This window comes from Amycolatopsis thailandensis, from assembly GCF_042723255.1.
GTDB lineage: Bacteria > Actinomycetota > Actinomycetes > Mycobacteriales > Pseudonocardiaceae > Amycolatopsis > Amycolatopsis thailandensis.
Window position 1 is genome coordinate 1 of the sequence record NZ_JBHXJK010000051.1, and the last position, 23,204, is coordinate 23,204.

Annotated in this window: 16 protein-coding genes; 9 read left to right on the forward strand and 7 right to left on the reverse strand. The window is 69.6% G+C overall.

The features are described 5' to 3' along the window. Nucleotides 1-239 precede the first annotated feature (239 nt). Together ACFWMR_RS21220 and ACFWMR_RS21225 are read right to left on the reverse strand one after the other, a co-directional pair. Nucleotides 240-1,019, reverse strand: coding sequence for an exodeoxyribonuclease III (locus ACFWMR_RS21220; protein WP_378379598.1), 780 nt, complete (start codon nt 1,017-1,019; stop codon nt 240-242). 94 nt (nt 1,020-1,113) lie between these two features. Beyond that, entirely contained in the window at nt 1,114-1,848 is a 735-nt protein-coding gene (locus ACFWMR_RS21225) for a S1 family peptidase (protein WP_378279143.1), read from the reverse strand. 249 nt (nt 1,849-2,097) lie between these two features. Here ACFWMR_RS21225 and uvrC point away from each other — a divergent pair, with 249 nt between their 5' ends. From uvrC to whiA, 4 genes are read left to right on the forward strand one after another with little or no spacing between them, the layout of a single operon-like run. Then, nucleotides 2,098-4,056, forward strand: a complete 1,959-nt coding sequence (gene uvrC, locus ACFWMR_RS21230) for an excinuclease ABC subunit UvrC (protein ID WP_378379599.1) — start codon at nt 2,098-2,100, stop codon at nt 4,054-4,056. Between the two features lie 50 nt (nt 4,057-4,106). Next, nucleotides 4,107-4,964, forward strand: a complete 858-nt coding sequence (gene rapZ, locus ACFWMR_RS21235) for an RNase adapter RapZ (RefSeq protein WP_101606758.1) — start codon at nt 4,107-4,109, stop codon at nt 4,962-4,964. Beyond that, nucleotides 4,951-5,955, forward strand: coding sequence for a gluconeogenesis factor YvcK family protein (locus tag ACFWMR_RS21240; RefSeq protein ID WP_308436844.1), 1,005 nt, complete (start codon nt 4,951-4,953; stop codon nt 5,953-5,955). The genes rapZ and ACFWMR_RS21240 overlap by 14 nt, the downstream gene beginning before the upstream one ends. Next, nucleotides 5,946-6,935 carry a DNA-binding protein WhiA gene (gene whiA / locus ACFWMR_RS21245; protein ID WP_005152315.1) on the forward strand — a complete coding sequence of 330 codons (990 nt, stop codon included), beginning with the start codon at nt 5,946-5,948 and terminating at the stop codon, nt 6,933-6,935. The genes ACFWMR_RS21240 and whiA overlap by 10 nt, the downstream gene beginning before the upstream one ends. A gap of 77 nt (nt 6,936-7,012) precedes the next feature. Here whiA and ACFWMR_RS21250 read toward each other — a convergent pair whose 3' ends face one another. Then, nucleotides 7,013-9,928: an FHA domain-containing protein gene (locus ACFWMR_RS21250; RefSeq protein WP_378379623.1), complete on the reverse strand. Its 2,916-nt coding sequence runs from the start codon at nt 9,926-9,928 to the stop codon at nt 7,013-7,015. Nucleotides 9,929-10,005: 77 nt separating this feature from the next. On the opposite strand from ACFWMR_RS21250, the gene ACFWMR_RS21255 reads away from it, so the two are divergent. Continuing rightward, entirely contained in the window at nt 10,006-10,914 is a 909-nt protein-coding gene (locus ACFWMR_RS21255) for a hypothetical protein (RefSeq protein WP_378379600.1), read from the forward strand. Here ACFWMR_RS21255 and ACFWMR_RS21260 read toward each other — a convergent pair. After that, nucleotides 10,911-11,774, reverse strand: a complete 864-nt coding sequence (locus ACFWMR_RS21260) for a sterol desaturase family protein (RefSeq protein ID WP_378379601.1) — start codon at nt 11,772-11,774, stop codon at nt 10,911-10,913. The genes ACFWMR_RS21255 and ACFWMR_RS21260 overlap by 4 nt on opposite strands. 85 nt (nt 11,775-11,859) lie before the next feature. On the opposite strand from ACFWMR_RS21260, the gene ACFWMR_RS21265 reads away from it, so the two are divergent. Then, the gene (locus tag ACFWMR_RS21265) at nt 11,860-12,471 is read left to right on the forward strand and encodes a TetR/AcrR family transcriptional regulator (RefSeq protein WP_244199666.1); all 612 of its coding nucleotides are present in this window, start codon (nt 11,860-11,862) and stop codon (nt 12,469-12,471) included. Here the strand turns inward: ACFWMR_RS21265 and ACFWMR_RS21270 are convergent. The 3 genes from ACFWMR_RS21270 to ACFWMR_RS21280 form a co-directional block, all read right to left on the reverse strand. Next, nucleotides 12,446-12,955, reverse strand: a complete 510-nt coding sequence (locus ACFWMR_RS21270; protein ID WP_093934246.1) for an NUDIX domain-containing protein — start codon at nt 12,953-12,955, stop codon at nt 12,446-12,448. The two genes, ACFWMR_RS21265 and ACFWMR_RS21270, sit on opposite strands and share 26 nt — an antisense overlap. 120 nt (nt 12,956-13,075) lie before the next feature. Next, a complete protein-coding gene (locus ACFWMR_RS21275; RefSeq protein WP_378379624.1) occupies nt 13,076-15,580 on the reverse strand; it encodes a PQQ-dependent sugar dehydrogenase in 2,505 nt (834 codons plus the stop codon). A gap of 339 nt (nt 15,581-15,919) precedes the next feature. Continuing rightward, on the reverse strand, nt 15,920-16,357 hold the full coding sequence (locus ACFWMR_RS21280) for a PPOX class F420-dependent oxidoreductase (protein ID WP_093934248.1): 438 nt from the start codon (nt 16,355-16,357) through the stop codon (nt 15,920-15,922). 109 nt (nt 16,358-16,466) lie between these two features. Here ACFWMR_RS21280 and ACFWMR_RS21285 point away from each other — a divergent pair, with 109 nt between their 5' ends. From ACFWMR_RS21285 to ACFWMR_RS21295, 3 genes are read left to right on the forward strand one after another with little or no spacing between them, the layout of a single operon-like run. Further along, complete coding sequence (locus tag ACFWMR_RS21285) at nt 16,467-17,918, forward strand: hypothetical protein (RefSeq protein ID WP_378379625.1); 1,452 nt, start codon at nt 16,467-16,469, stop codon at nt 17,916-17,918. A gap of 56 nt (nt 17,919-17,974) precedes the next feature. Further along, on the forward strand, nt 17,975-18,715 hold the full coding sequence (locus ACFWMR_RS21290) for a hypothetical protein (protein ID WP_051137743.1): 741 nt from the start codon (nt 17,975-17,977) through the stop codon (nt 18,713-18,715). A gap of 10 nt (nt 18,716-18,725) precedes the next feature. Next, on the forward strand, nt 18,726-23,201 hold the full coding sequence (locus ACFWMR_RS21295; RefSeq protein ID WP_378379602.1) for a hypothetical protein: 4,476 nt from the start codon (nt 18,726-18,728) through the stop codon (nt 23,199-23,201). Nucleotides 23,202-23,204 lie beyond the last annotated feature (3 nt).

Consider the following 23,204-nt stretch of genomic DNA (forward strand, 5'->3'; position numbering starts at 1 on the left):
GGGCTCACGTACCCCAGTGGCTCACCGTCGGATGTCATGAAAGGGTCGTTCAAGACGTTTTTCGTCCTGAACGACCCTTTCATGACATCCGGTACGGGTTTTCGCCTGCCTCCAGACTCACGACCCACCCGGCCCTCCGCGGTTCGGCACCTTGGTCGCCTGAAGTACGTGAAGGCCCCTTCACTGCGCCTAGCGCAATGAAGGGGGCCTTCACGTACTTGGGGGAGGTGTGAAGGCCCTCAAAGCGAAAGATCCACCACGATCGGCGCGTGATCCGAGGGACCCTTCCCCTTCCGCGCCTCACGGTCCACATAGGAATCCGTCACCGCGCCGGAGATTCGAGAGTCGGCGTACACGAGGTCGATCCGCATTCCCTTGTTGTTCGGGAAGTTCCCGGCCCGGTAGTCCCAGTAGGTGAACGGGTGGTCGTACTTCAGCGGCCGCGGGAACACGTCGGACAGGCCGAGGTCGCGCAGCGCGGCCAGGGCCTTCCGTTCCGGCTCGGTCACGTGCGTCGACTCGGCGAACACACCGATGTCCCAGACGTCCGCGTCGGTCGGCGCGATGTTGAAGTCACCCAGTACGGCGAACGGCAATCCGCGCGCCTGCTCCTCGCGCACGGTCGCTTCCAGCGCCGAGAGCCACGCGAGTTTGTAGTTGTAGTGCGGGTTCTCGAGGTCGCGGCCGTTCGGCACGTAGACCGACCAGAGCCGCAGCCCGCCGCAGGTCGCGCCGATGGCCCGCGCGTCGGTCTTGTCCTCGAAGGTGGGCTCGCCGGTCAGGCCGCGCGTCACGTCCTCCAGGCCGACGCGGGACAGGATGGCCACGCCGTTCCAGCGCCCGATGCCGTACGCGGCCGTCTCGTAACCCGCTTCCCGCACGGCGTCATAGGGGAAGGCGTCGGTGCCGCTCTTGAGTTCTTGCAGGCACAGCACATCCGGTTGGGCCGAGCCGAGCCACTCCAGCACCCTCGGCAGCCGGGGCCCGATCGAGTTCACGTTCCAGGTCGCGATCCGCATGCCCGCGAGCGTCCCACACCCCACCGACACCCGGACGCGAAAGGGCCCCTCCGAGACGGGTCGCGTCTCGGAGGGGCCCCACCGGGGTGTGAGGTCAGACCCCGGCGGTCGTGCGGATCCAGGAGCGGGCCGAAGCGACGCTGCCGTAGTTGTTGGTGCCGCGGGTGTTCGAGCCGCTCTGGTTCTGCACGGTCGAAGCGACGCCGACCTGGACGCCGTTGGAGACCTGGGGGCCGCCCGAGTCGCCCTTCCACGCCGAACCGTTGATGCCGACGCTCTGGATCGCCGGGCCGCCGTAGGCGTCCGAAGAGCTGCCGCTGACGCGGACGTTGGCCACCTTCAGCGCCGAGGCGGGCGGGCCGGTCGGGGTCTCACGGCCCCAGCCGTAGAGCTGGTTGGTCGACCCGACCGACGGGTTCGAGCTGGCCAGGCTGATCGGTGTGACACCGGCGTCGGAGGCCAGGTGCAGCAGCGAGATGTCGGAGCCGGCGGGCGAGGACACCTTGCGGTCGACGGCGATCACGCGGCCGCCCTGGAGCTGGTTGCTGCCGACGCGGACGCGCATGCCGCTGCCGTCGGAGTCGAGGCAGTGCTTGGCGGTCAGGACCCAGCGCTGGGCGATGACGCTGCCGGAGCAGTTGAAGCCGTCCCACTGACGGCCGGGGGTGTTGACGTAGACCTGGGCGCCCCAGCTCACGGTGGGGGCGGTGCCGCCGCCCACGATGTTGGGCTGGACACCGGTCGGGGTGCCGGCGGAGGCGACGCCGGCGGTCATGGTGAGGGCTGCGGCGGCGAGTGTGGCGGCGCCCAGCGTGCGAAGACGGCTCACGGTGCAGGAGTCCTTTCGAGCGTCATCTGACGAAGAACCGAGTGAAGTGGAACTGGGACGGAAAGTAATCACCCGGTTCACCCGCTAGGAACCAACGAACGTCGGTTCCGGCCCAATACCCGACTTAGGTCGGTATACGTAGTGAAATACGGACCGGATCGTGGGAACGGCCACTCGAAGGGTTGACCGGAGCCCGGCTTAGGACGGGGGCTCGTAAGACTGTCGGTGGTGCCCCATAGGCTTGACCACGTGGCTGACCCGACCACCTACCGTCCCTCGCCGGGGAGCATCCCGGACGCCCCTGGCGTGTACAAATTTCGTGACGCCACGAAGAGGGTCATCTACGTCGGCAAGGCGAAAAGCCTCCGCAGCAGGCTGAACTCCTACTTCGCCGACCTCACGGGCTTGCATCCGCGCACCCGCCAGATGGTGACCACGGCGGCGAGCGTCGAGTGGACCGTGGTGGGCACCGAGGTCGAGGCGCTCCAGCTGGAGTACAACTGGATCAAGGAGTTCGACCCGCGGTTCAACGTCCGTTATCGCGACGACAAGAGCTACCCGATGCTCGCCGTCACGATGAACGAGGAGTTCCCGCGCCTGCACGTCTATCGCGGCGCGCGCAAGAAGGGCGTGCGGTACTTCGGCCCGTACGCGCACGCTTGGGCCATCCGCGAGACGCTCGATCTGCTGCTCCGGGTGTTCCCCGCGCGCACCTGCTCGACGGGCGTCTTCAAACGGCACGGCCAGATCGGCAGGCCCTGCCTGCTCGGCTACATCGGCAAGTGCTCCGCTCCGTGCGTCGGCAAGGTCTCCGCCGACGAGCACCGCGCGATCGTCGAGGACTTCTGTGACTTCCTCGCGGGCCGCACCGACGCGCTGATCCGCCGCCTGGAACAGGAAATGGCGGCCGCTTCCGAAGAGCTGGAGTTCGAGCGCGCCGCCCGGCTTCGTGACGACCTCGGCGCCCTGCGGCGCGCGATGGAGAAGCAGGCGGTCGTGCTCGGCGACGGCACCGACGCGGACGTCGTCGCCTTCGCCCACGACGAGCTCGAAGCCGCCGTCCAGGTCTTCCACGTGCGCGGCGGCCGGGTCCGCGGCCAGCGCGGCTGGGTGATCGACAAGGCCGAAGAGATGGACGTCAAGGACCTCGTCGACCACTTCCTCACACAGTTCTACGGCGAGGAGGCCGAACGCGCGGACGATCCCGAACTCGGATCGCCGGTCCCGCGCGAGGTGCTCGTCCCCGAACTGCCCGCCGACGCGGAAGCGCTCGGCGACTGGCTTTCCGGGTTGCGCGGTTCGAGGGTGAGCCTGCGGGTGCCGCAGCGCGGCGACAAACGCGCGCTCGCGGAAACGGTGACGCGCAACGCCGGCGAGGCGTTCACCCAGCACAAACTGCGCCGCGCCGGTGACCTCACGGCCCGCTCGGCCGCCTTGGCGGAACTGCAGGACTACCTGGCGCTGGAGACCGCGCCGCTGCGCATCGAATGCGTCGACATCAGCCATATCCAGGGCAGTGACGTGGTCGCGTCGCTCGTGGTGTTCGAGGACGGGATCCCGCGCAAGTCCGAGTACCGGCGTTTCGCCTTGCGCGAGGCGGCGGAGGAAGGCGACGTCGCGTCGATCGCCGAGGTCGTCCGCCGCCGTTTTTCCCGGTATCTCAAGGAAAACGCCGAGGGTGTCGAGGTCGATCCGGACCGCCCCGGCATCGACCCGGAGACCGGCAAGCCGCGCAAGTTCGCCTACGCGCCGAATCTGCTCGTCGTCGACGGCGCGGGCCCGCAGGCCACCGCCGCCGCGGACGTGCTCTCCGAACTGGGCGTCACCGACGTCGCCGTGGTCGGCCTGGCGAAGCGGCTGGAGGAGGTGTGGCTGCCGGGCGATCCCGATCCGGTGATCCTGCCGCGCACCTCCGACGCGCTGTACCTGCTGCAACGGCTGCGTGACGAGGCACACCGCTTCGCCATCCGGTACCACCGGGAGAAGCGGTCCAAGCGGATGCAGGTGTCCGCATTGGACGGTGTGCCGGGACTGGGGCAGGCTCGCCGTACCGCGCTGATCAAGCATTTCGGCTCGGTGAAGAAACTCCGCGAGGCGAGACTCGAGGAGATCGAGGCGGTGCCCGGCTTCGGCAGGCGCACCGCGGAAGCGGTCGTCGCGGCACTCGCAGGGGAGACGTCGTCGGCGGCGGGGGAGTCCAGTACGTGATCGGGGAAGGGACCATCGTGAGTGCGCAAGAAGAAGGCCGCGGATCGGGGATGGAGGTCGCGGTCGTTTCCGGGCTGTCCGGAGCGGGCCGCAGTACCGCCGCGAAATGCCTGGAGGATCTGGGCTGGTTCGTGGTGGACAACCTGCCGCCCGAGCTGATCGCCACCATGGTCGAGCTCGGCGCGCAGGCGCGGGGCGCGATCACCAAGGTCGCCGTGGTGATGGACGTGCGCTCGCGCGCGTTCACCGACGACCTGGCCTCGGTCATCAAGGACCTGGACGCCCGGGGCTACAAGCCGCGCGTGCTGTTCCTGCAAGCGACCGACGCGGTGCTGGTGCGCCGGTTCGAGGCCGTCCGCCGCGGGCACCCGATGCAGGGTGACGGCAGGCTCGCCGACGGCATCACCGCCGAGCGCACACTCCTGGAGCCGCTGCGGGAAGAGGCCGACCTCGTGCTCGACACGTCGTCGCTTTCGGTGCACGACCTGCGCGCCAAGATCGAGGACGCCTTCGGTTCCGAGGCCAGCACGCAGACCCGGGTCACCGTGCTGTCGTTCGGCTACAAGTACGGCCTGCCGATGGACGCCGACCTGGTGATGGACGTCCGGTTCCTGCCGAACCCGTTCTGGATCCCGGAACTGCGCGACCACACCGGCCTCGAGGGCGAGGTCCGCAACTACGTGCTCAGCCAGGAAGGCGCGGACGAGTTCCTCGACCGCTACCACCAGCTGCTGCGCCTGATCGGTGCCGGCTACAAGCGTGAGGGCAAGCGGTACCTGACGCTGGCCGTCGGCTGCACGGGCGGGAAGCACCGCAGCGTCGCCATTTCCGAGGAACTCGCCCAGCGTCTGTCCAATGAGGACGGTATGGCCGTGAAGGTGGTGCACCGCGACCTTGGCCGCGAGTAGCGAGCCGCGAGCGGTGGCACTGGGGGGCGGGCACGGCCTGCACGCCACCCTCACCGCGTTGCGCCGGGTGACCTCGCAGGTCACCGCCGTGGTCACCGTCGCGGACGACGGAGGCTCGTCCGGCAGGCTGCGCCGGGAACTCGGGCTGCTGCCGCCGGGCGACCTGCGGCAGGCCTTCGCCGCGTTCGCCGCCGAAGACGGCGGAACGCTGTGGGCGGAGGTGTTCCAGCACCGGTTCGGCGGTGACGGCGCGCTCGCCGGGCACGCGGTCGGGAACCTGTTGCTGGCCGGGTTGTTCGAGGTGCTCGGCGACCCGGTCGCCGCGCTCGACGAGGCGAGCAGGCTGATGGGCATCTCCGGTCGGGTCCTGCCGATGTCACCCGAACCGCTGGAAATCCAGGGTGAGGTCTCGGGGCTGGACGCCGAGAACCCCGAGGCGCTCCGGCGTATCCGCGGTCAGGTGGCGGTGGCGACGACACCGGGGCAGGTGCACCGGATCAGCCTGCACCCGACCGGGCAGGCCGACCGGCCGCCGCGCGGGTGTCCCGAGGCGATCGAGGCCGTCCTCGGCGCGGATGTGGTGTTCCTCGGCCCGGGGTCGTGGTTCACCAGTGTGCTGCCGCATCTGCTGGTGCCGGACCTGCACGACGCGTTGCTCCGAACGGAGGCCACGAAGGTCGTGATCCTCAACCTGATCCCCCAACCGGGGGAGACGGCGGGATTCTCTCCGGAGAAGCATTTGGACGTACTCTTCGAACACGCCCCGGAATTGAGGGTGGACGCGGTCATCGCGGATCGGGACTCGGTGCCCTCACCAGCCCGGTTGCGGGACGCGGCCGGGGAACTCGGCGCGCGGGCGTTGCTGGGGGCGGTGGCTGACCCGGTCGTGACGGGGCGGCATGATCCTGATGCGCTCGCGGGCTGTATGCGAGACGCTCTCGGTCTCACCGGGGGAGGAGCTGAAGGTATGGAGGGGCAGCGATGGCGATGACCGCCGCCGTGAAGGACGAGCTGAGCCGGCTGGAGATCACCAAGATCGGCCCGCGCCGCGCGGAGGTCGCGTCGATGCTGCGATTCGCGGGCGGGCTGCACATCGTGGCCGGCCGCGTCGTGGTGGAGGCCGAACTCGACACCGGGTCGGTGGCGAGGCGGCTGCGCAAGGAGATCCACGAACTGTACGGACACCAGTCCGACGTCCACGTCATTTCCTCCAGCGGGCTGCGCAAGGGCACGCGGTACGTCGTCCGGGTGGTCAAGGACGGCGAGGGACTCGCCCGGCAGACCGGCCTGATCGACCAGCGCGGCCGCCCGGTGCGCGGACTGCCCGCCGCCGTCGTGTCCGGTGGCGTGGCCGACGCGGAAGCCGCGTGGCGCGGTGCGTTCCTGGCACACGGTTCGCTCACCGAACCCGGCCGCTCGTCGTCGCTCGAAGTCACCTGCCCCGGCCCCGAGGCCGCGCTGGCGCTCGTCGGTGCCGCGCGGCGGATGGGCATCCAGGCCAAGTCGCGCGAGGTCCGCGGCGCGGACCGGGTCGTGGTGCGCGACGGTGACGCCATCGGCGCCCTGCTGACCCGCCTCGGCGCCCACACGAGCGTGCTCGCGTGGGAAGAGCGGCGGATGCGCCGCGAGGTGCGCGCCACCGCGAACCGGCTCGCGAACTTCGACGACGCCAACCTGCGGCGCTCGGCCCGCGCGGCCGTCGCGGCGGCGGCCCGCGTGGAGCGCGCGCTGGACATCCTCGGCGAGTCCGCCCCGGAGCACCTGCTCGCCGCGGGCAAGCTGCGCCTGTCGAACCGGCAGGCCTCGCTCGAAGAACTGGGCCAGCTGTCCGACCCGCAGATGACCAAGGACGCCGTCGCCGGCCGCATCCGCCGGCTGCTCGCGATGGCCGACAAGAAGGCGAAGGAACAAGGCATCCCGGACACCGAATCCGCGGTGACCCCGGACATGCTGGAAGAAGACGAGGCCTGACCCCCTTCACGCGTTTAGTCCTCTGGATGCGGTCGTTGCACGCGCAAGTACCGCATCCAGAGGACTAAACGCGTGGGTCAAGCTTCCCGCGGACGCCAGTGCGCCAGCTGTTCCCGGACCTTCTCCGTCTCCGGATGCCGTTCGCCCCGGATCTCGAGGGAGTCCTCCAAGAGCAGCGCCCACTCCGAGAGTGCTTCGGTGACCTGGCCCGCTTCGGCGCGAACCAGTGCCTGCCCGAATCGGAGATCGAGGACGTCGGGATGCCTGTCGCCCAGCCGTTCCCGGGCTTCGGTCAACAGCTGTTCGTACTCCTGAACCGCCGGAGGAGCGCCCTCGGTCAGGGCGCTCCAGAAGGCGATGTTGTGCCGGACGTGCATGACGATCGCGTCGTCGCCCAGCGCGTTCTTGGCTCTCGGCAGCAGCTCTCGGCTCAACCGCAAGGATTCTGCGCCGTCGCCGGTCTTGCCGGTCGCGACCGCGAGGAGATGCCGGGCGTGCAGGGTCTCCCGATGGCTCGGGCCCAGCGCGCCGGTCGCGTCCCGGACCAGGGCTTCGAAAGCGGCCCGCGAATCCTCCGGGCGTCCCAGTTCGCCGAGCAGATGACCGACGTTGTTGCGAATGCTCAGTACGTCCTCGTCACCCGCGCCCAACGTGTCGACGGCGATCGGGGACAGCGCCTCGAACAGTGCGAGTGCTCCCGCCAGGTCACCCGCTTTGCCCGTCCAAGTCGCGTGCCGAGCCTCGCAGCGCAGCGTGATCCGATGCGTCTCCCCGAGTTCCCGCTCCGCCCGCCGCGCCCACATCGCCCAGGTCTCCCGGTTCTCCACCGGAATGCCGGACGCCCGCCGCTCCACGGAAGCGAGCGCGTCCTCGTGCAGACCCGCGAGCCAGAGGAACTCGGCTTCGTTGGTGGCCGCGTACGCCTGTTCCGGCGTCGGCTCGTCGTCCCCGGTCGCCGGTTCGATTTCCGACATCGCGACCGCCAGGCGGGCGTGCAGGTTCGGGGTCACCTCGGGCAGGGGGCCGGTCCACAGCACGGTTTCGGACGGCAGACCCGGCTGAGTCCGGCGGACGGCGGTGCGGAGACCGGCGAGGACGTCGCGGACGTGCACCACCTTGTCCGGGCCGCCGCTCAGGGCGCTCGCCTCGGTCAGGATCGAGATGGGGATCGGGCCGCGGCCGGCAGCGAGGCACAGCAGGTCCAGCAGGACCGCCCGTGCGGGCCGGGGTGCGGGCAGCGAGCCGGTGTCCTCGTCGGCCTCGGGCCATTCCTCTTCCTGGCCGACGCTGATGAAGGTGACCGTCGAGTCGCCGACCCGGACCACGTCGCGATGCGCCAGCTCGGCGTTCAGGACCCGTCGCTTGTCGACGAAGGTGCCGTTGGCGGAATCGAGGTCGGTCAGCCACGCCGTCGTTCCGTCCCACCGGATTTCGCAGTGCATCCGGGAAACCCGCGAGTCACCGAGCTGGAGGGTGGCGCGACGGCTGCGGCCGAGCGTCGTGAACCCGTAGGACAGTTCGTGGTGGACGGGAGCCCGGCCGGGGACGTCGACGATCAGCGTCGCCGGGGTGAGTCTCGGGGACGTCGGTGAGTCGCCATTACCCCCGCCAGGAAAGTCGTGCGGCGGCCGTGGCCCGGGGCGGGTTCGTTCCATCGGCCGGATCGCCGGATCCACGGCGGGCGTCGGGATCAGGCGCACCACGGTCGCGGACGGCAGCTTCTCCGGAGCCCGCGTCGCCACCACCGTCTTCACCCACGACAGGTCAGGGTCGGTGGACAGGCTCCACAGGAGGCCGGTCAGGCGCGAGGCGACGACCGTGTCGAGCTCGTCGAGCCCGTCCACCGCGATCCGCACCGGACTGTCCGTCCACTGTGGAGTGACCGTCCGGAGCGGTCCGAGGATCTCCAGATCGAAAGCGCTTGCGCCGTTCCGCGCGCTGTCGTCGAGACCGTTCAGGAACGCCTCGCGGGACTCGGCGAACCACGGGATCGTGTGCCGCAGCTGACGGGCCAGTTCCCGGGCGAGCTGTTCGGCGGTCTGCCCGCGGGTGGCGAACAGCACGGCGTGCAGGAAGTCCGGCGGCACATAGGATCCGGCCACCGAAGGGCGGGCGAGCGCGGCCAGCGTCGCCGATTTCCCGGCACCGGCCTCTCCGGCGATCGCGACCAGGCGGGCCCCGGTGAGCAGATGCCCGACGGTCTCCCCGAGTTCCGGTTTCTGCCGGTAGTTCTCGGTCAGCCGCTCGATGTCCGGAGCCGCGGGATTGCCTGCCAGCGGCGAACGACGCCACGCGGGGGAGGAGTTGAGCGTGAGCCACAGGCCTTGATCCGCGCCGATGATCTCGCGGGTGCCGTCGAAGCCGAGATGGACGGCGGTCTGTGCCGGGCACAACCCGGTGATGACCCGTTTGAGATCCGCGCAGCGGACGTGCTCGCCGAAACTCGTGTGCCCCGAACGCAGCACGGTGACCAGGGAACGGCTGAAACAGCCGTTCGCGGCGACCCGGTCGTCGGACGCGGTGAGCAGGTCGAACCGCCTGCCCGCTTCGCCGACGATCCGCAACCAGCGTCTGCCCGCCTGGATCGCGCCGATCCCGGCGTGGCAGGTGTCGAGCAGGATGACCAGACCGTCGAGCGTCGAGTAGCGACCGAGCAGTTCCTTGATCCGCTGGGCGAACAGGAACGACTTCCGGCTGTCCACCGGCAGGCTGGTTTCCTTGGTGAGGAAGTAGAAGTCGTCGTCGGCGTACTCGCCGTGCCCGACGAGCGACAGGAAAAGGGTCGCCTCGTCCTCCGACGCGCGTTCGAACGCCTCCACCAGCGCGTCGTCGAGTTCCACCATCGTCGGGTCGACGAGCAGTCCCCGGCCGTCCGCGAGCGCGGGGACACAGCCGCCGATGCCGGGATCGAGCAAGGCCGTCGAAACGTCGTGTCCGACGTCGGGGAGGAACGAAAGAAGATTCAGCGAATCGCATTGCGACGCGACGACCAACGACCTCCGCTCTCCCACGGAGATCACTTTGTCTCATCGGCGGTGCACCGGCAAGCACTTCGGCGATACTGTGCGCCATGGCCCGGATCGTCCTCGTGCACGGCATCGCCCAGGAGCAGAAGTCCGCGGACACCCTCGAGGCGGAATGGCTGCCGAGCCTGGCGGGCGGGGTCCGGCTCGCCGGTGATCCCGCGCTGGCCGACACCCTGTGGCGCGACTCCCGGCCCCGTGACGCGCGGATGGCCTTCTACGGTGACCTCTTCCTTCGCGACGGCCAGCAGGGTGGTGCCGACGAACTGACCGTCGAAGAGTGGGAGTTCGCGGAGGCGCTGGCGGGGGAGTGGCTCCGGAACGCGGCCTCCCGGTCGTCCCGCGAAAGCGATCGGGAACGAGCGCGAACCGATCTGGCCCACCTCGGCGGGACTTCCGACGAGGTTCAAGGGGTCCGCGCGGCCGTCCGGCCGGTGCTGAACGCGCTGATGCGGCTGCGGCCGTTCGCCAGGCTCGGGGTGGCGTTCGCCGAGCGCGTGGTGGTCAAGGCGCTCAAGCAGGTGACGCTGTACCTCACCGACGAGACGATCCGGAAACAGGTGCAGGATCGCGTCGCCGAGCACATCGGCCCGGAGACCGAAGCGATCATCGGGCATTCGCTCGGCTCGGTCGTCGCCTACGAAGCCGCTCATCTGCACGGCCGCCCGCTGCCGCTGCTGCTCACCCTGGGGTCGCCGCTGGGCCTGCGCACGGTGGTCTACGAACGGACCCGCCCGCAACCGCCGTCCGTCCCGCCCGGCGTCGCGAGCTGGGTTAACCTCGCCGACCGGGACGATCTCGTCGCCGCGAAACCAGACCTCGGCCCGCTGTTCCCCGGAGCCGACGGCGTCCTGGACAGTGGCTACACCGTCGACAACGGGGCGAAACCGCACGAGGCGGCGTTCTACCTCGCCAAGCGCCGGACCGGCGAGGTCCTCTCCGCCGCGCTGGGCTAGGCCACCCTGACCTCAGCGGGTTGCCAGCCCGGCGGCCCGAACACGTAGCCGAGTTTGTCCCGCCACGACCCGGCCGCGCGGACGTCGCGCAGGATCGAGCCGTATTCGTGGAAGCCGACCTTGAGCAGGTTGTGGGACTCGACGTTCTTGGTCAGCCCGTAGGTCGGGCGCTTGCCCTCGGGCACGAAGCTGCCGAACATCCGGTCCCAGATGATCAGGATGCCGCCGTAGTTCGCGTCCAGGTATTCCTTGTCGCTGCCGTGGTGCACACGATGGTGTGAAGGCGTGTTGAACACGTACTCGAACCAGCGCGGCAGCTTCCGGATCTTCTCGGTGTGCACGAAGAACTGGTAGACGAGATCGATCGACAGTCCGGTGAGGATCATCCACGGCGGGATGCCGGCGAAGGCGAGGATCGACCAGAACGGCAGCTGGAAGTACGGGGTCCACTTCTGCCGCAACGCTGTCGAGAAGTTGTAGTGCTCACTCGAATGGTGGACCTGGTGGCCTGCCCACATGAGCCGGACGCGGTGACTCGCCCGGTGGTAGGCGTAGAAGACGATCTCCTGACCCAGCAGCATCAGGACCCAGGTCCACCAGTCGTGCGGGCTGAACTTCACCGGCGCCAGTTCGTAGAGCGCGGCGAACACGAACAGCATGGCGATGCGGAAGACGCCGTTGATCACCACCGCCACCGCGCCCATGGACATGCTGGTCCGGGTGTCCTTGACGCTGTAGCCGATGACGTTGTCGTCGTGGCCCAGCACGTGCAGCGCGAGGATCTCGATCGCGACGAACAGCAGGAACACCGGCGTCGCCATCAGCACCGGGTCACTCAGATGGGCAAGAAAATCCGCCACCGCACCTCTCCCTGGCTCGCCCCCGGTTATCTGACCTTCAGGTAACTTACCCTAGGGTCATTTACCTCAGGGTAAGATACCGGCCGTGACAGAAGCAAGGGCCGTCGGCACGAAGGGGGTGCCCCGCGAAGAGCGGGAAACCCAGATCGTGCGCGCCGGGACGGAGGAATTCGGCAAGAACGGGTACGCCGGGGCGTCGATGGTGGAGATCGCCCGCCGGGTCGGCGTCACGAAACCCTTGCTGTACCAGTACTTCGGTTCGAAGGACGGGCTGTACCTCGCGTGTCTGCACCGGGCGGGGGACCGGCTGACCGAAGGGGTCGCCGAGACGATGGCGGAGGAGGGTGAACCGCCCGAGCGGATGCCGCTGGCGGTGCTCTCGGCGATTTTCCGGACGTTCGACAACGACCGGTACGCGTGGAAGCTGCTCCGTGACCCCACGGTGCCCTCGACCGGGGAGATCGCCGGGGTCGCGGTCGACTATCGCTACCGGCTCGACGGGTTCGCGCTGGTCGGTGCCGCCCAGCTGATGCACTCGCGAGGGCTGGACGACGACCGCGACATCGAGGCGATCGCGCAGGTGTGGACCGGGGTGGTCGATTCGCTGATCAGCTGGTGGATCGACCAGCCGGATCAGGACGCGGCGGCGATGACCGAACGCTGCTCGCGGATCATGCGGAACCTGTTCGGCTGGTGAGCGCGGCGGCCGCGGCCTCGCAGTCGGCGAAGGCGAGCGGCGGGCGTTCGGCCAACGGGAACCAGGCGTATTCGGAATTCTCTTCCGACAGCACGATTTCCGCGTCCGGCGGGAGCTCGCAGGTGAAGGCGAGGCCGATCGTCTTCAGACCGGTGTCGCCGTAGACCGACGAGTACGACCCGGCGAAGCGCAGGTTCCGGAGCTCGCAGCCGATCTCTTCGAGTCCTTCGCGGACGAGGTTCTCCTCCGCTGTCTCGGCGCCGGCGAGGAAGCCCCCGACGGTGTCCCAGCTGCCCTTCCGGGGTTCGTGTTCCCTGCGCAGCAACAGGATCCGGTCGCCGTCGAGGATGAGACCGACCGTGGTCGGCAGCGGGTTGTCGTACTTGGTGAAGCCACAGGCGGGGCACTCGGCGTGTGTGTCCTCGCCTTCGCCGGCGAGCCTCGTCCGGTCGCCGCAGCGCGGGCAGAACGTCCAGTCCTTCACCCGGTGAAGCCTACTGAAAACGCCACCCCGCCGGGAAATCCCGGACGAGGTGGCGTCTCTCCAGTTCACACTGGATACGGTCGGGGTGCCCGGCGCCGCTCCGGACACCCCGGCCGTGACTCAGGACGCGGCTTTGGAGTTGCCGCGCAGTTTGACGTTGGCCGTCGAGGCGTTCTTGATCGCCGTCTCGATCTGCGCCATCGTCGAGGACGAGGACAAGCCCGGCACGGTCGCCGTGTTCAGCGCGTAGAGCGTGAACGTGTAGGGATGGCTGGAACCGCCGGGGCAGGGGCCGAAGTACTTCTGCGTGTTCGCCCCGCTGCCCATGGCCTTCTGCTTCGCGCCGTTCTGGTTCGGGACGGTGTAGCCCGTTCCCAGGCCTTCGGGCAGTGACGCCGCGGACGCCGGGACGTCCCAGATCGCCCAGTGCAGTTTGTTGCCGTTGTTGGCCACGTCGGCGAAGACGATCGCGTATCCCTTGGCGCCGGTGGTCCCGGCACCCCATGCCAGCGGCGGGGAAGTGTCCTGACCCGCGGTGCCGTCACCGGCGCAGGTGTACTTGTCCGGGATGGAGGCGTTGTCGGCGAACGCGGAACTGGCCAGCTTGAACGCTCCTGGCTGGACTCCGCCGGGGAACTTCAGCCGCACCACCACGTTGTCGATCCCGCTCGGCGTACCGCCGTTCTTGTCCGCGTTGGTCGAGGTGACCCACAGGCCGCCGTCCGGGGTTTTGGTGACCGAGCGGAGCCTGCCCCAGCGGCCGGAGAACAGCGACTGCACCGAACCGACGCCGTTGCCCGCCGCGTTGATCTGGGTGGCGAAGAGCTGCTCGCTCGTGACGGCCGCGACGTAGATCCAGTCGTTGACGATCTCGATCCCGCTCGGCCCGCCGGAACTGGTCGGCCAGGTCTTCTTCGGCGCGACAGTGCCGCCGCAGCTGCCGTCGGTGCCTTCGCACTGGGGCCAGCCGAAGTTGCCGCCCTTCTGGATCAGGTTGAGTTCGTCCAGCTTGCCGTCGCCGAACTCCGATGCCCACAGCTGGCCGCGCGAGTCCCACGCCAGCCCCTGCGGGTTGCGGTGCCCGAAGCTCCAGACGTAGCGGGCGTTGCCGCCGGTGGAGAAGAACGGGTTGTCGTTCGGCGCCGAACCGTCGGGGTTGACCCGCAGGATCTTCCCGTTGAGCGAACCCTTGTTCTGCGCGGTGTCCTTGTTCTGCCCGTCGCCGGCGGTGACATAGAGCTTGCCGTCCGGGCCGAAGCGGATCCGTCCGCCGTTGTGGTAGCGGTTCTTCGCGATGCCGGTGAGCACCGGGGTCGACGTCGACGACAGTTTTCCGTTGTCGTAGGTCATCTTCACGATCCGGTTGTCGCCGGAAGCCGTGTGGTAGAGGTAGATCGCGTGATCGGTGGCGTAGTTCGGGGAGATCGCGATACCGAGCAGGCCGCCCTCGCCGTTGGTGCCGACCGCGCCGGGAACCTTGCCGACCGTGGTCTTCTCGCCCGACGGCGTGATCCGCAGGATCTCGAACCGGTCCCGTTCGGTCGCCAGCGCGCTGCCGTCCGGCAGGAAGCCGACCGACCAGGCGAGGTCGACCTTCGTGACGTCCTTGTCGTACTCCGGGATCCCGCCACCCGCGTTCCCACTCGTCTTGGTGGTCAACGCGGTGCTCGCGGCGGAGGCGTTGCCGTCGAGGTCACGGGCCTTCACCGTGAACGTGTACGACGTGTTCGCCGTCAGCCCGGTGATCGTGGCGTCGAGGGACGGCGTCGTGGCGACCTTCGCGGTGCCCTGATAGACGTCGTAGCCGGCGATGGTGCCGCTGTCGTCCGTGGAAGCGTTCCACGCCAAGGAGACGCTGTTCGCGGTCACCGACGTCGAGCGCAGGTTCCCCGGCACGGTCGGCGGGGTGGTGTCCCCGCTGGACGGCGTCGTGAACTGTACGACATTGCTTTGCTGCGAAGGGTTTCCGGCCGCGTCGAAGGCGCCGACCGAGATGTCGTAGGCCGTGTTCGGCTGCAGGTTGTCGACGGTCGCGGTGAGCGTGTTCCCGTCGACACTCTTGAGGACGTTGCCGCCGCGCATGACGTCGTAGCGGACCACGCCGACGTTGTCGGTCGCGGCCTCCCAGGTGAAGGTGGCGCTCCGGGCCTTGACGTCCTTGGCGGCCAGGTTCTTGGGCGGGGTCGGTGCTTCGGCGTCGGACACTCCGCTCGCGGTGAGCTTGTCCGCGTTGGGACCGCCTTCCGCGGTCGTCGCGGTGGTGCGGATCTTGTTGGCCCCGGCGGCGAGCGCGACGTCTTTGGTGACGGTCTTCCAGGTGGTCCACGCGCCGGTGCCGGGGAAGGACAGTGTCCCGGCGGACGTGCCGTTGACGGTCAGCGAGACCGGCCTGTCGACCGTGGTTCCGTTGGCATAGCGGAAAGTCAGTGTCTGGGTTCCGGCCTGCGCGGCGTTCACCGTGTACTCGACATAGCTGCCGACGACGTTGTCGAAGTTCACGAACCCGGTGCCGGAATAGCCCGCGTGGTTCTTCTCGACGGCGCCTTGGGAGATCGTCGCGGCTTCGGATTCGTGGTCTGTCGGTGCCGCGCCGGCGGGGAGGGCCGGCAGGACGGCGAGGGTCATCGCCGTCGCGGCGGCACACGTCACAAGCGCGCGCCACGGTGGTCGGGGTGCCACTGGAGCCTCCATGCGTGAAGTGGGGGACGGGAGGTGCAACGGCGGACCGGGGCTGGACCCGGCGAGGGAAGGTTTTAGTTAGGAAACTTTCCTATCTATGGTTCAGATCACACACCAGCGGGTGCTTCGTGTCAATAGTCGACGAAGACACTCACGGAGCGTGTTGCCCGGCGTCGCGATCAGCGGGACGAGGACACGTTTAGAACGCATTCAGTCCTCTGGATGCGGTAGTTGCACGCGCAAGTACCGCATCCAGAGGACTGAATGCGACGGAGAGAGGGAGCGTCAGCCGGCGATGTCGGCCCGCGCGATCACCTTCACGATTTTGGCCCGCACCAAGGACTCTTCGGGTACGGCGTTGCGCTTGCCGTAGGCCTCGGCCTTGTCCGCGCCCATGTACCGGCCACCGAGCCTGGTCGCCCATTCGAGCATCTCGTCGTAGTCGCTGTGCAACACGGCTTCGGCGGTGAACTGCACATACGAGTACGGCGGCTTCTGGTCGTCGACGGCCAGCGAGAGCCGCGGGTCGCGCCGCAGCGCCTTCCCCTTGAGCGTGTCCGTGCCGGTGGTGAAGATCAGCTCGTCCCCGTCGGGGCCCTCGTTCAGCAGGAACCACACCGGCGTCACGATCGCCGCACCGTTCGCGCGGACCAGGCCGAGCATGCCCGTCCGCGTGCCCTCGCTCGCGAAGGCCCACCATTCGTCCCGGCTCATTTCACGCATGAACCAGACGCTACCGCCGCCCGGAGGGCCGGGCACCCCGGTCACCCGTGCGGGGTGTCGGGGGCGGCGACTAGCCTGGCCTGCTGTGCGAGACGACGAGCTGACCGGGATGGGGCTGGCCGACGAGGGGCTGACCCGCCGCCTCAAGGCGCTGGCCTGCACCGCGCCCTTGCACGACCTCGACGCGCGCAAGGCGAAGCTGGACTGGGCGGACGCCACGATCTACCAGATGGCGGAGATCGCCCTGCACACGATCGACCAGGTCACCGTGTCGATGGACTTCGACACCGGCGCCGACCACGAACAGGTGATCACGCGGTTGCTGCCATTCGTCGCGCTCCAGGCGCCGGGCCGGACGCCGGACGAGCACGCCAAGGTCGCCCGGTGGGTGCTGGACAACCTGATCAACGTCGGCACCACCGATCGCGGGTTCCGGCGCGTCTATGGCTCCATCGGTCCCGGTGGCGGCTACCAGCGCCGTCAGTTCGACTTCAAGCTGCTGGTCGAGCTGGCCGCGCCCGACGGCGAGGTCTACCTGCGCGCCACGGACGAGGCGATCAACGTGCTCGTCGGCGCGCTGGACACCGACGTCGAGTCCGCCCAGATCGCGGCCGAGGTCAAACTGGAGAACCTGATCAACCGCGGCCGCCTCGCCGACGCCAAGCTCGCCGCCGAGCAGGCCCGCTACCGGACCGTCCAATACGGCGAGACCCTGCGCGCCAAACTCGACGCCACCCGGCGTGACGTGCGCGCGGTCGACTGGGAGCGCGAGGTCCCGGACCTGCTGGACCAGGCGCTGTCCCATATCGAGTCCCGTTTCCGCGCCGAGAACGCGATCCTCAAGAACATCACCGCGTCGAGGGACGAGACCGAGGACCTCGACCGCAAACGCCGCGCCGCCGAACTCGTCGACATCGTCGGCGACTGCATCCGCCGCCACACGCGGCTCCAGTCGAGGCTCGCCGACGCCGGTGCGGTGTTCCGCGCCGAACAGGACCGCCAGCAGTTCTCCGGGCCGCCGCAACGCGCGACTATCGACCTGTTCGGCCAGCTCCTGCTGCCGACGCTGGGCCTGCCGATCGCCCAAGCCGTCGCGCCCGCCGAGTCGTTCTTCCACGCCGGTGCCGGGATCTCCCCGCCGACGGTGCCGTCGCTGTCCTCGCTGGTGTCGCTGCTGCTGCGGCCGGCGCCGGAACGCGACCAGCTGGTCGGCGAGATCCCCGAACCCGAGCTGATGCCCGCCGACGTCACCGACAAGTTCGGCGACGAACAGTGGCGGCTAGCCGACGACCTGCTCGACCTGCCGGAGGTGCCGCGACGGCTGTCTGGGCTGCTCGAAGAGGCCCGGCGGATCGATCCCCGGCTGCCCGCCCTGGTCGCGTTGCGGGCGGTGCACGCCTACAGTCCCGAGGTCGGCGCGGCGCTGCGGCTGGGTGAGCGCCAGGTGCTGCTGGCCGTCGACGACGGCACGTTGCTCGAAGACCCCGAGTTCGGCGGAGCGGATCTGCTGCTTTCGTCGGCCAGGGTCGATCGCCACGAAGAAGAGGAGGAGGTCGCGTGACGACGGGGATTTCTACAGGGGACGTCGAATCCGCGGCCCGGCTCGTCTCGTTCGGCATGCGGCCGAAGCAGCTGCCGTCACGGGACGTCGTCTACGGCGACCTCGTCCGGCGCTACGGCGAGGACAGGGCGTTCAAGCAGCTCACGCACGCGGTCGCGGCCGGGCTCGGGCTGATGGTGCTGGAGGTCAACCTCCAGGCCGGTGCCGTGCTGGCCGCGACCGACGAGTCCGTCTTCGAGATCAAGATGGACAGTTACGCGCGGCAGAGCAAGATCCGCGAACGCCGTGAGACCGAAAAGGTGCTGCACGGGCTCGTCCACCTCGCCACCGCCGCGCTCGGCTACCCGCGCCCGGACGACCTCGCCAACGACACCTACATCGGCCGCGTCAGTGTCGAGCAGGTGGACGCGATGGTGCGCGAGGCCTGCCGGATCCTCGACGAGCGCGCGGCGGAGGCCGAGGCGAACAACGACCCGCTGGCCGACGCGCCCGAACTCGAACAGGCCTGGCGCGCCTACGCCCGGCGTCCGGCGGCCGCGGCGACCAAGGACGGCAGGCTGGCGTCGGACACCACTCGCGGCATGGTCGCGCGGGCGCTGCGTTTCCTCGCCGACCAAGGATTTCTCGTCCAGGTCAGCGGGGAACAGGGCGGGACCTACCGCACGACACCGCGCTATCAGGTGCAGGTGCGCGAACTCGCCGCCGACGCGGCTTTCGACGATTTGCTGGAGCTGAACGTGGTCTCGGTCGCCAATGGCGGCGGGACTCTGCGTGCCACTTCGTCGGACACGCTTTAGAGGGGAAGAGATGTACGAGCTTTCGCGGGTTCGCCTGCATTCGGTGGGCCCGGCGGGCGCGCGGTACCAGGACGTCGTGCTGGACTTCAGCGGCGTCGGCGCGGCCATCACCGCGCCCAAGCAGGACGCGCTGTTCAGCGCCGGGATCCACCTGGCGGGGGAGGGGCCGCCGCGGCGGCCGTCGCCGGCGAGCGTGCTGTTCCTGGAGAACGGCGGTGGCAAATCCGTCCTGATCAAGCTGATCTTCTCGGTCATGCTGCCCGGCCGCCGTCAGGTCGTCGGCACGACCAACACCAAGGTGCTGGAGAAGTTCGTCGCCGCCAAGGACGTCTCGCACGTCGTGCTGGAGTGGCTCCAGGTCGAGACCGGTCACCGCGTGATCACCGGCAAGGTGTCGGAATGGCGCGGGCACGTCGTGTCGGCGGACTCGGAGAACCTCGTCGACTCCTGGTACTGCTTCCGCCCCACCCCGTCGCTCGATCTCGACACGCTGCCGCTGACGTCGGACGGCAGGCTGCTGACGATGTCCGGTTTCCACGACCAGCTCGACAAGGTGCACGGCGGCGAGCCGGAGCTGGAGCTGTTCTGGACCCGGCGCCACCACGAATGGACGTCCCGGCTCGACGGCCTCGGCCTCGACACCGAGCTTTTCCGGTACCAGCGCGCGATGAACGCCGGTGAGGGCGAGGCGGCGGACGCCTTCGCGTTCAGCACCGACGAGGCGTTCGTCGAGTTCCTGCTGCGCGCTGTCCTCTCGGAAGAGGAGCCGAAGGACCTCGCCGAGGTCGTCGCGACCTACGCGCACAACCTCGCCCAGCGCGGGGATCTGTTGTCGGAGCGGGATTTCGTCGCGGGGGCGCTCGACCTGCTCACGCCGCTGGCGGAGGAGGAAGGCGTCGCCGCCGCGTCGCGGAAACTCGCCGACGCGGCCCGCGCCGAGATGCGGACGCTCGCCGGTCGGGTCGCCGCCCGCGACAAACTGGAGAACGAGCGGCTGAGCGGGCTCGACCAGCACGTCGACGAGGTGAAGTCCGCCGAGAAGCTGGCCGAGGGCGATCATCGCCGTCTCACCGCCGGGGTCACCGAACTCCGGCGCCTGGTCGGGAAACTGCGGCTCGACGAGGCTCAGGAGAGCAAGAAGCGGATCGACGGCGAACTGGCCGAGGCCAAGACCGCCGCCGAGGCCTGGCGTGAATGCGCCACCGTGCTCAACCACCTCAACGCCGCCCGCAAGGCCCGCGATTTCCGGGAACTGGTGGGGAATCGCGAGCAGAAGGCGCAGCCCGCGCTCCAGGCACGCAACACCGCTGCCGCCGCGCTCGCCAGGGGCCTGCTGGCGCTGGCCAAGAACGCGACCGAGCAGGCGGCGAAGGCCGAAGCCCACGTCGGCGCCCTGCGCGCCGAAGCGGAGAAGGCCCAAGCCGAACGGGACGAGTCGGCGAACCTCGCGGCCTCGCGCCGGGCGGAAGCCCGCGGCCTGGGGGCGCGGATCGCCGAGATCCGCGAGGAGATCGCGGAAAGCGTCCGGTCCGGCGCGCTCAAGGCCGGGGCCGACGTCGCCGAGGCGGCGCGTGCGGCCCGGACCGAGGCCGAGACGACCGCCGCGGAACTCGTCCGCCGTGAGCAGGAACTCGAACGCGTGGCAGAGGATCTGCGGTCCGCGCAGGCCACCGTCAACGACGCGCACCGGCTCGCCGGGTCCACAAAGGACAGGCTGGAGCGCGCGGCGGAGGAACTCGACAGGGCCAACCGGCGCACCGACGCGCTCGCCGTCGAACCCCGGCTGAGCGAACTCCTCGGCGCGGACGACGTCGCGCTGGAGACCGACCTCCCGGTACTGCTGGAACGCCTGCGTGAGGCGGGTTCGGCCGCGGAGAAGGAACAGACCGCGCTGCGGATGGAGGAATCCGTCGACGAGCGCGCGCTCAACGCCCTCGGTTCCGGCGGCCTCCTGCCCGCTCCCGAAGAGGTCCAGGCCGCGCTGGACGCGCTGGAAGCCGCCGGGATGAACGCGTGGTCCGGCTGGCGCTATCTGTCCACTTTGGACAAGAAGCGGCGGGCGGCCGTGCTGGCCCGCGCGCCCCAGCTGGTCTCGGGGATCCTGCTCAACGAGCCGGAGCAGGTCCGGCTCGCCGAGAAGGTCCTCGCGGAGCGGCGGCTGCTGCCCAGCACGATCATCCCGGTGGCCACGACCGAGGCCACCACGACCGACCGCCTGCCGGGTGAGGCGGGCATCGAGTTCCTCGTGCCGCCCAATCCGGCGATGTACGACGAGGAGGCCGCCGACGCCGAGCGCGAGGCGATCGCGCTCCGGCACGCGGAACGGCAGCGGCGTCTGGAAGCGCTGACGACGGCGCTGGCCGACGACAGCGCGCTGTCGTGGAAACTCAAGACCTGGCGCGAGGACTACCCGCCCGGCAGCATCGCGACCCTGGCCGAGCAGCGGCAGAACGCGCGCGCCGCGCACGAGACCGCGCGAACCGCGCTGGACCAGGCGGAAAAGGAGTTCCAGCGACTCGGCGAGAAGGCGACCGGGTTGCGGGAGCGGGTTCCCGAGCTGCGCACGGCTTCGGCCGAGGCGGGGGAGCGCGCCCGCGGCCTGGAAACACTCGCCACGCGCGCCACGAAGATCCCCGAGTGGACGGACGACGTCGAGCGCGCGACGGAGACCGCCGAACGGGCCGAGGCGACGGCGTCCGAAGCCGCGGTGAAGGCGTCCAGGCTGCGTGAGCAGGCCGGTGAGGAACAGCGCACCGCGGACGGGCACCGGCGCACGGCGACGACGGCGAAGTCGGAACTGGCCGAGGTGCCCGGATCGAGTGACGTCACCGAGGACGACCCCGCGCCCGCCGAACCGGTGGACGCGTTGCGGCGTACTTTCGCCTCGGCTTCCGAGGCGTATGCGAAGGTCGAGGTCGGCAGCGACCTCCGGGCCGAGCTCGATCAGGCGGAAAGTGTCGAGGCGTCCGCGCGGGCGGCCCTCGAAGCGCTGGACGACGCCGTCCGCGAACGGGCCTCGACGTTGCTGGAGACGCCGGACGGTTCCGACGCTTCGGCGCGGGCGGCCGCGCAAGCGCGGGCGAACCGGGCGGTCGCGGTCCTGGAGGAGGAGCGCACCGAGATCGTCGGTCTCGTCGCGACCCGCAAGGCCGAGCTGAGTCAGCTCCCGGAGCAGCCGTCGGCCCTCGCCGCGATCTCCTCCGACGCGCGGCCGAAGGACATCGAGCACGGCTTGGCGCTGATTGACGACGCCAGCCTCGAAGTGTCCGCCGCCGCGCGGAAATGGGAAGAGCTCCAGGAGCGCCGCGCCGCCGCCGAAGCGACACTGGAGTCCGCGAAGACGTCCGCGTCCGGCTTCGGTCTGCTGGCCGAGTCCATGGCGCACCTGCTTTCCAAAGACGATGACGAGGCGGCGTTCGACGGCGACGTGGAATCCGCGCGGGCCAAGCACTCCCGGCTCAACAGCGCGCTCACCGAGGCGCAGGACGCCGCCGACGCGGGCGACCGCCGGGTGCGGGCCGCGGCCGATCAGCTGGCGCAGTACGCCACGGACAAGCGGTTCGAGAAGCTCTCCACGCCGGTGCGCCAGCAGGTGATCTCGGTCCGCCGCGACCAGCTGCCCGCCCACGCCGCGGAATGGGCCGAGGCGTTGCGGCCGCGGCTGCGCACGCTCACCGACGACCTCGCGCAGATCGACCGGCACCGCGGCGGCATCATCACCCGGCTGCAGGGCATGGTCGACGGCGCGCTGCGCACTCTCCGCGCGGCGCAACGGGTTTCGCGGCTGCCGGACGGTCTCGGCGACTGGTCGGGTCAGGAGTTCCTGCGGATCCGTTTCACCGAACTCGAAGAGAACGTGCTCGCCGAGAAGCTGGGCGAGGTCGTCGACGAAGCCGCGGTGGGGAAGACCTCGGATGGCCGGGACGTCAAGCGGGACGGGCTTTCGCTCGTGCTGCGCGGCGTGCAGGCCGCCGCTCCCAAGGGATTCCGGGTCGACATGCTGAAACCGGACTCCGTGCTGCGGACCGAACGGCAGCGGGTTTCCGAGATCCGGGACGTGTTCTCCGGCGGGCAGCAGCTGACCGCGGCGATCATCCTGTACTGCACCCTGGCGGCGCTGCGGGCGAACAACCGCGGCAAGGCACGCAACCGGCATTCCGGCGTGCTGTTCCTCGACAACCCGATCGGCCGCGCGTCGGCCGGGTATCTGCTGGAGCTGCAGCGCGCTGTCGCGGAGGCGCTGGGTGTCCAGCTGATCTACACCACCGGCCTGTTCGACGCCGGCGCGCTGAGCGAGTTCCCGCTGATCGTGCGGCTGCGCAACGACGCGGATCTGCGGGCGGGCCGCAAGTACCTGTCCGTCGACGCGACGATCCGGAACGCGACCGACGAGCTCGGGGACCCGGACGGCGTAGCGCGGCTTTCGGCGACACGGCTGTTCACGCGGCCTGCCGAGGAGCCCGAGCCGGAGGAAGAGCTGGCCTGACGG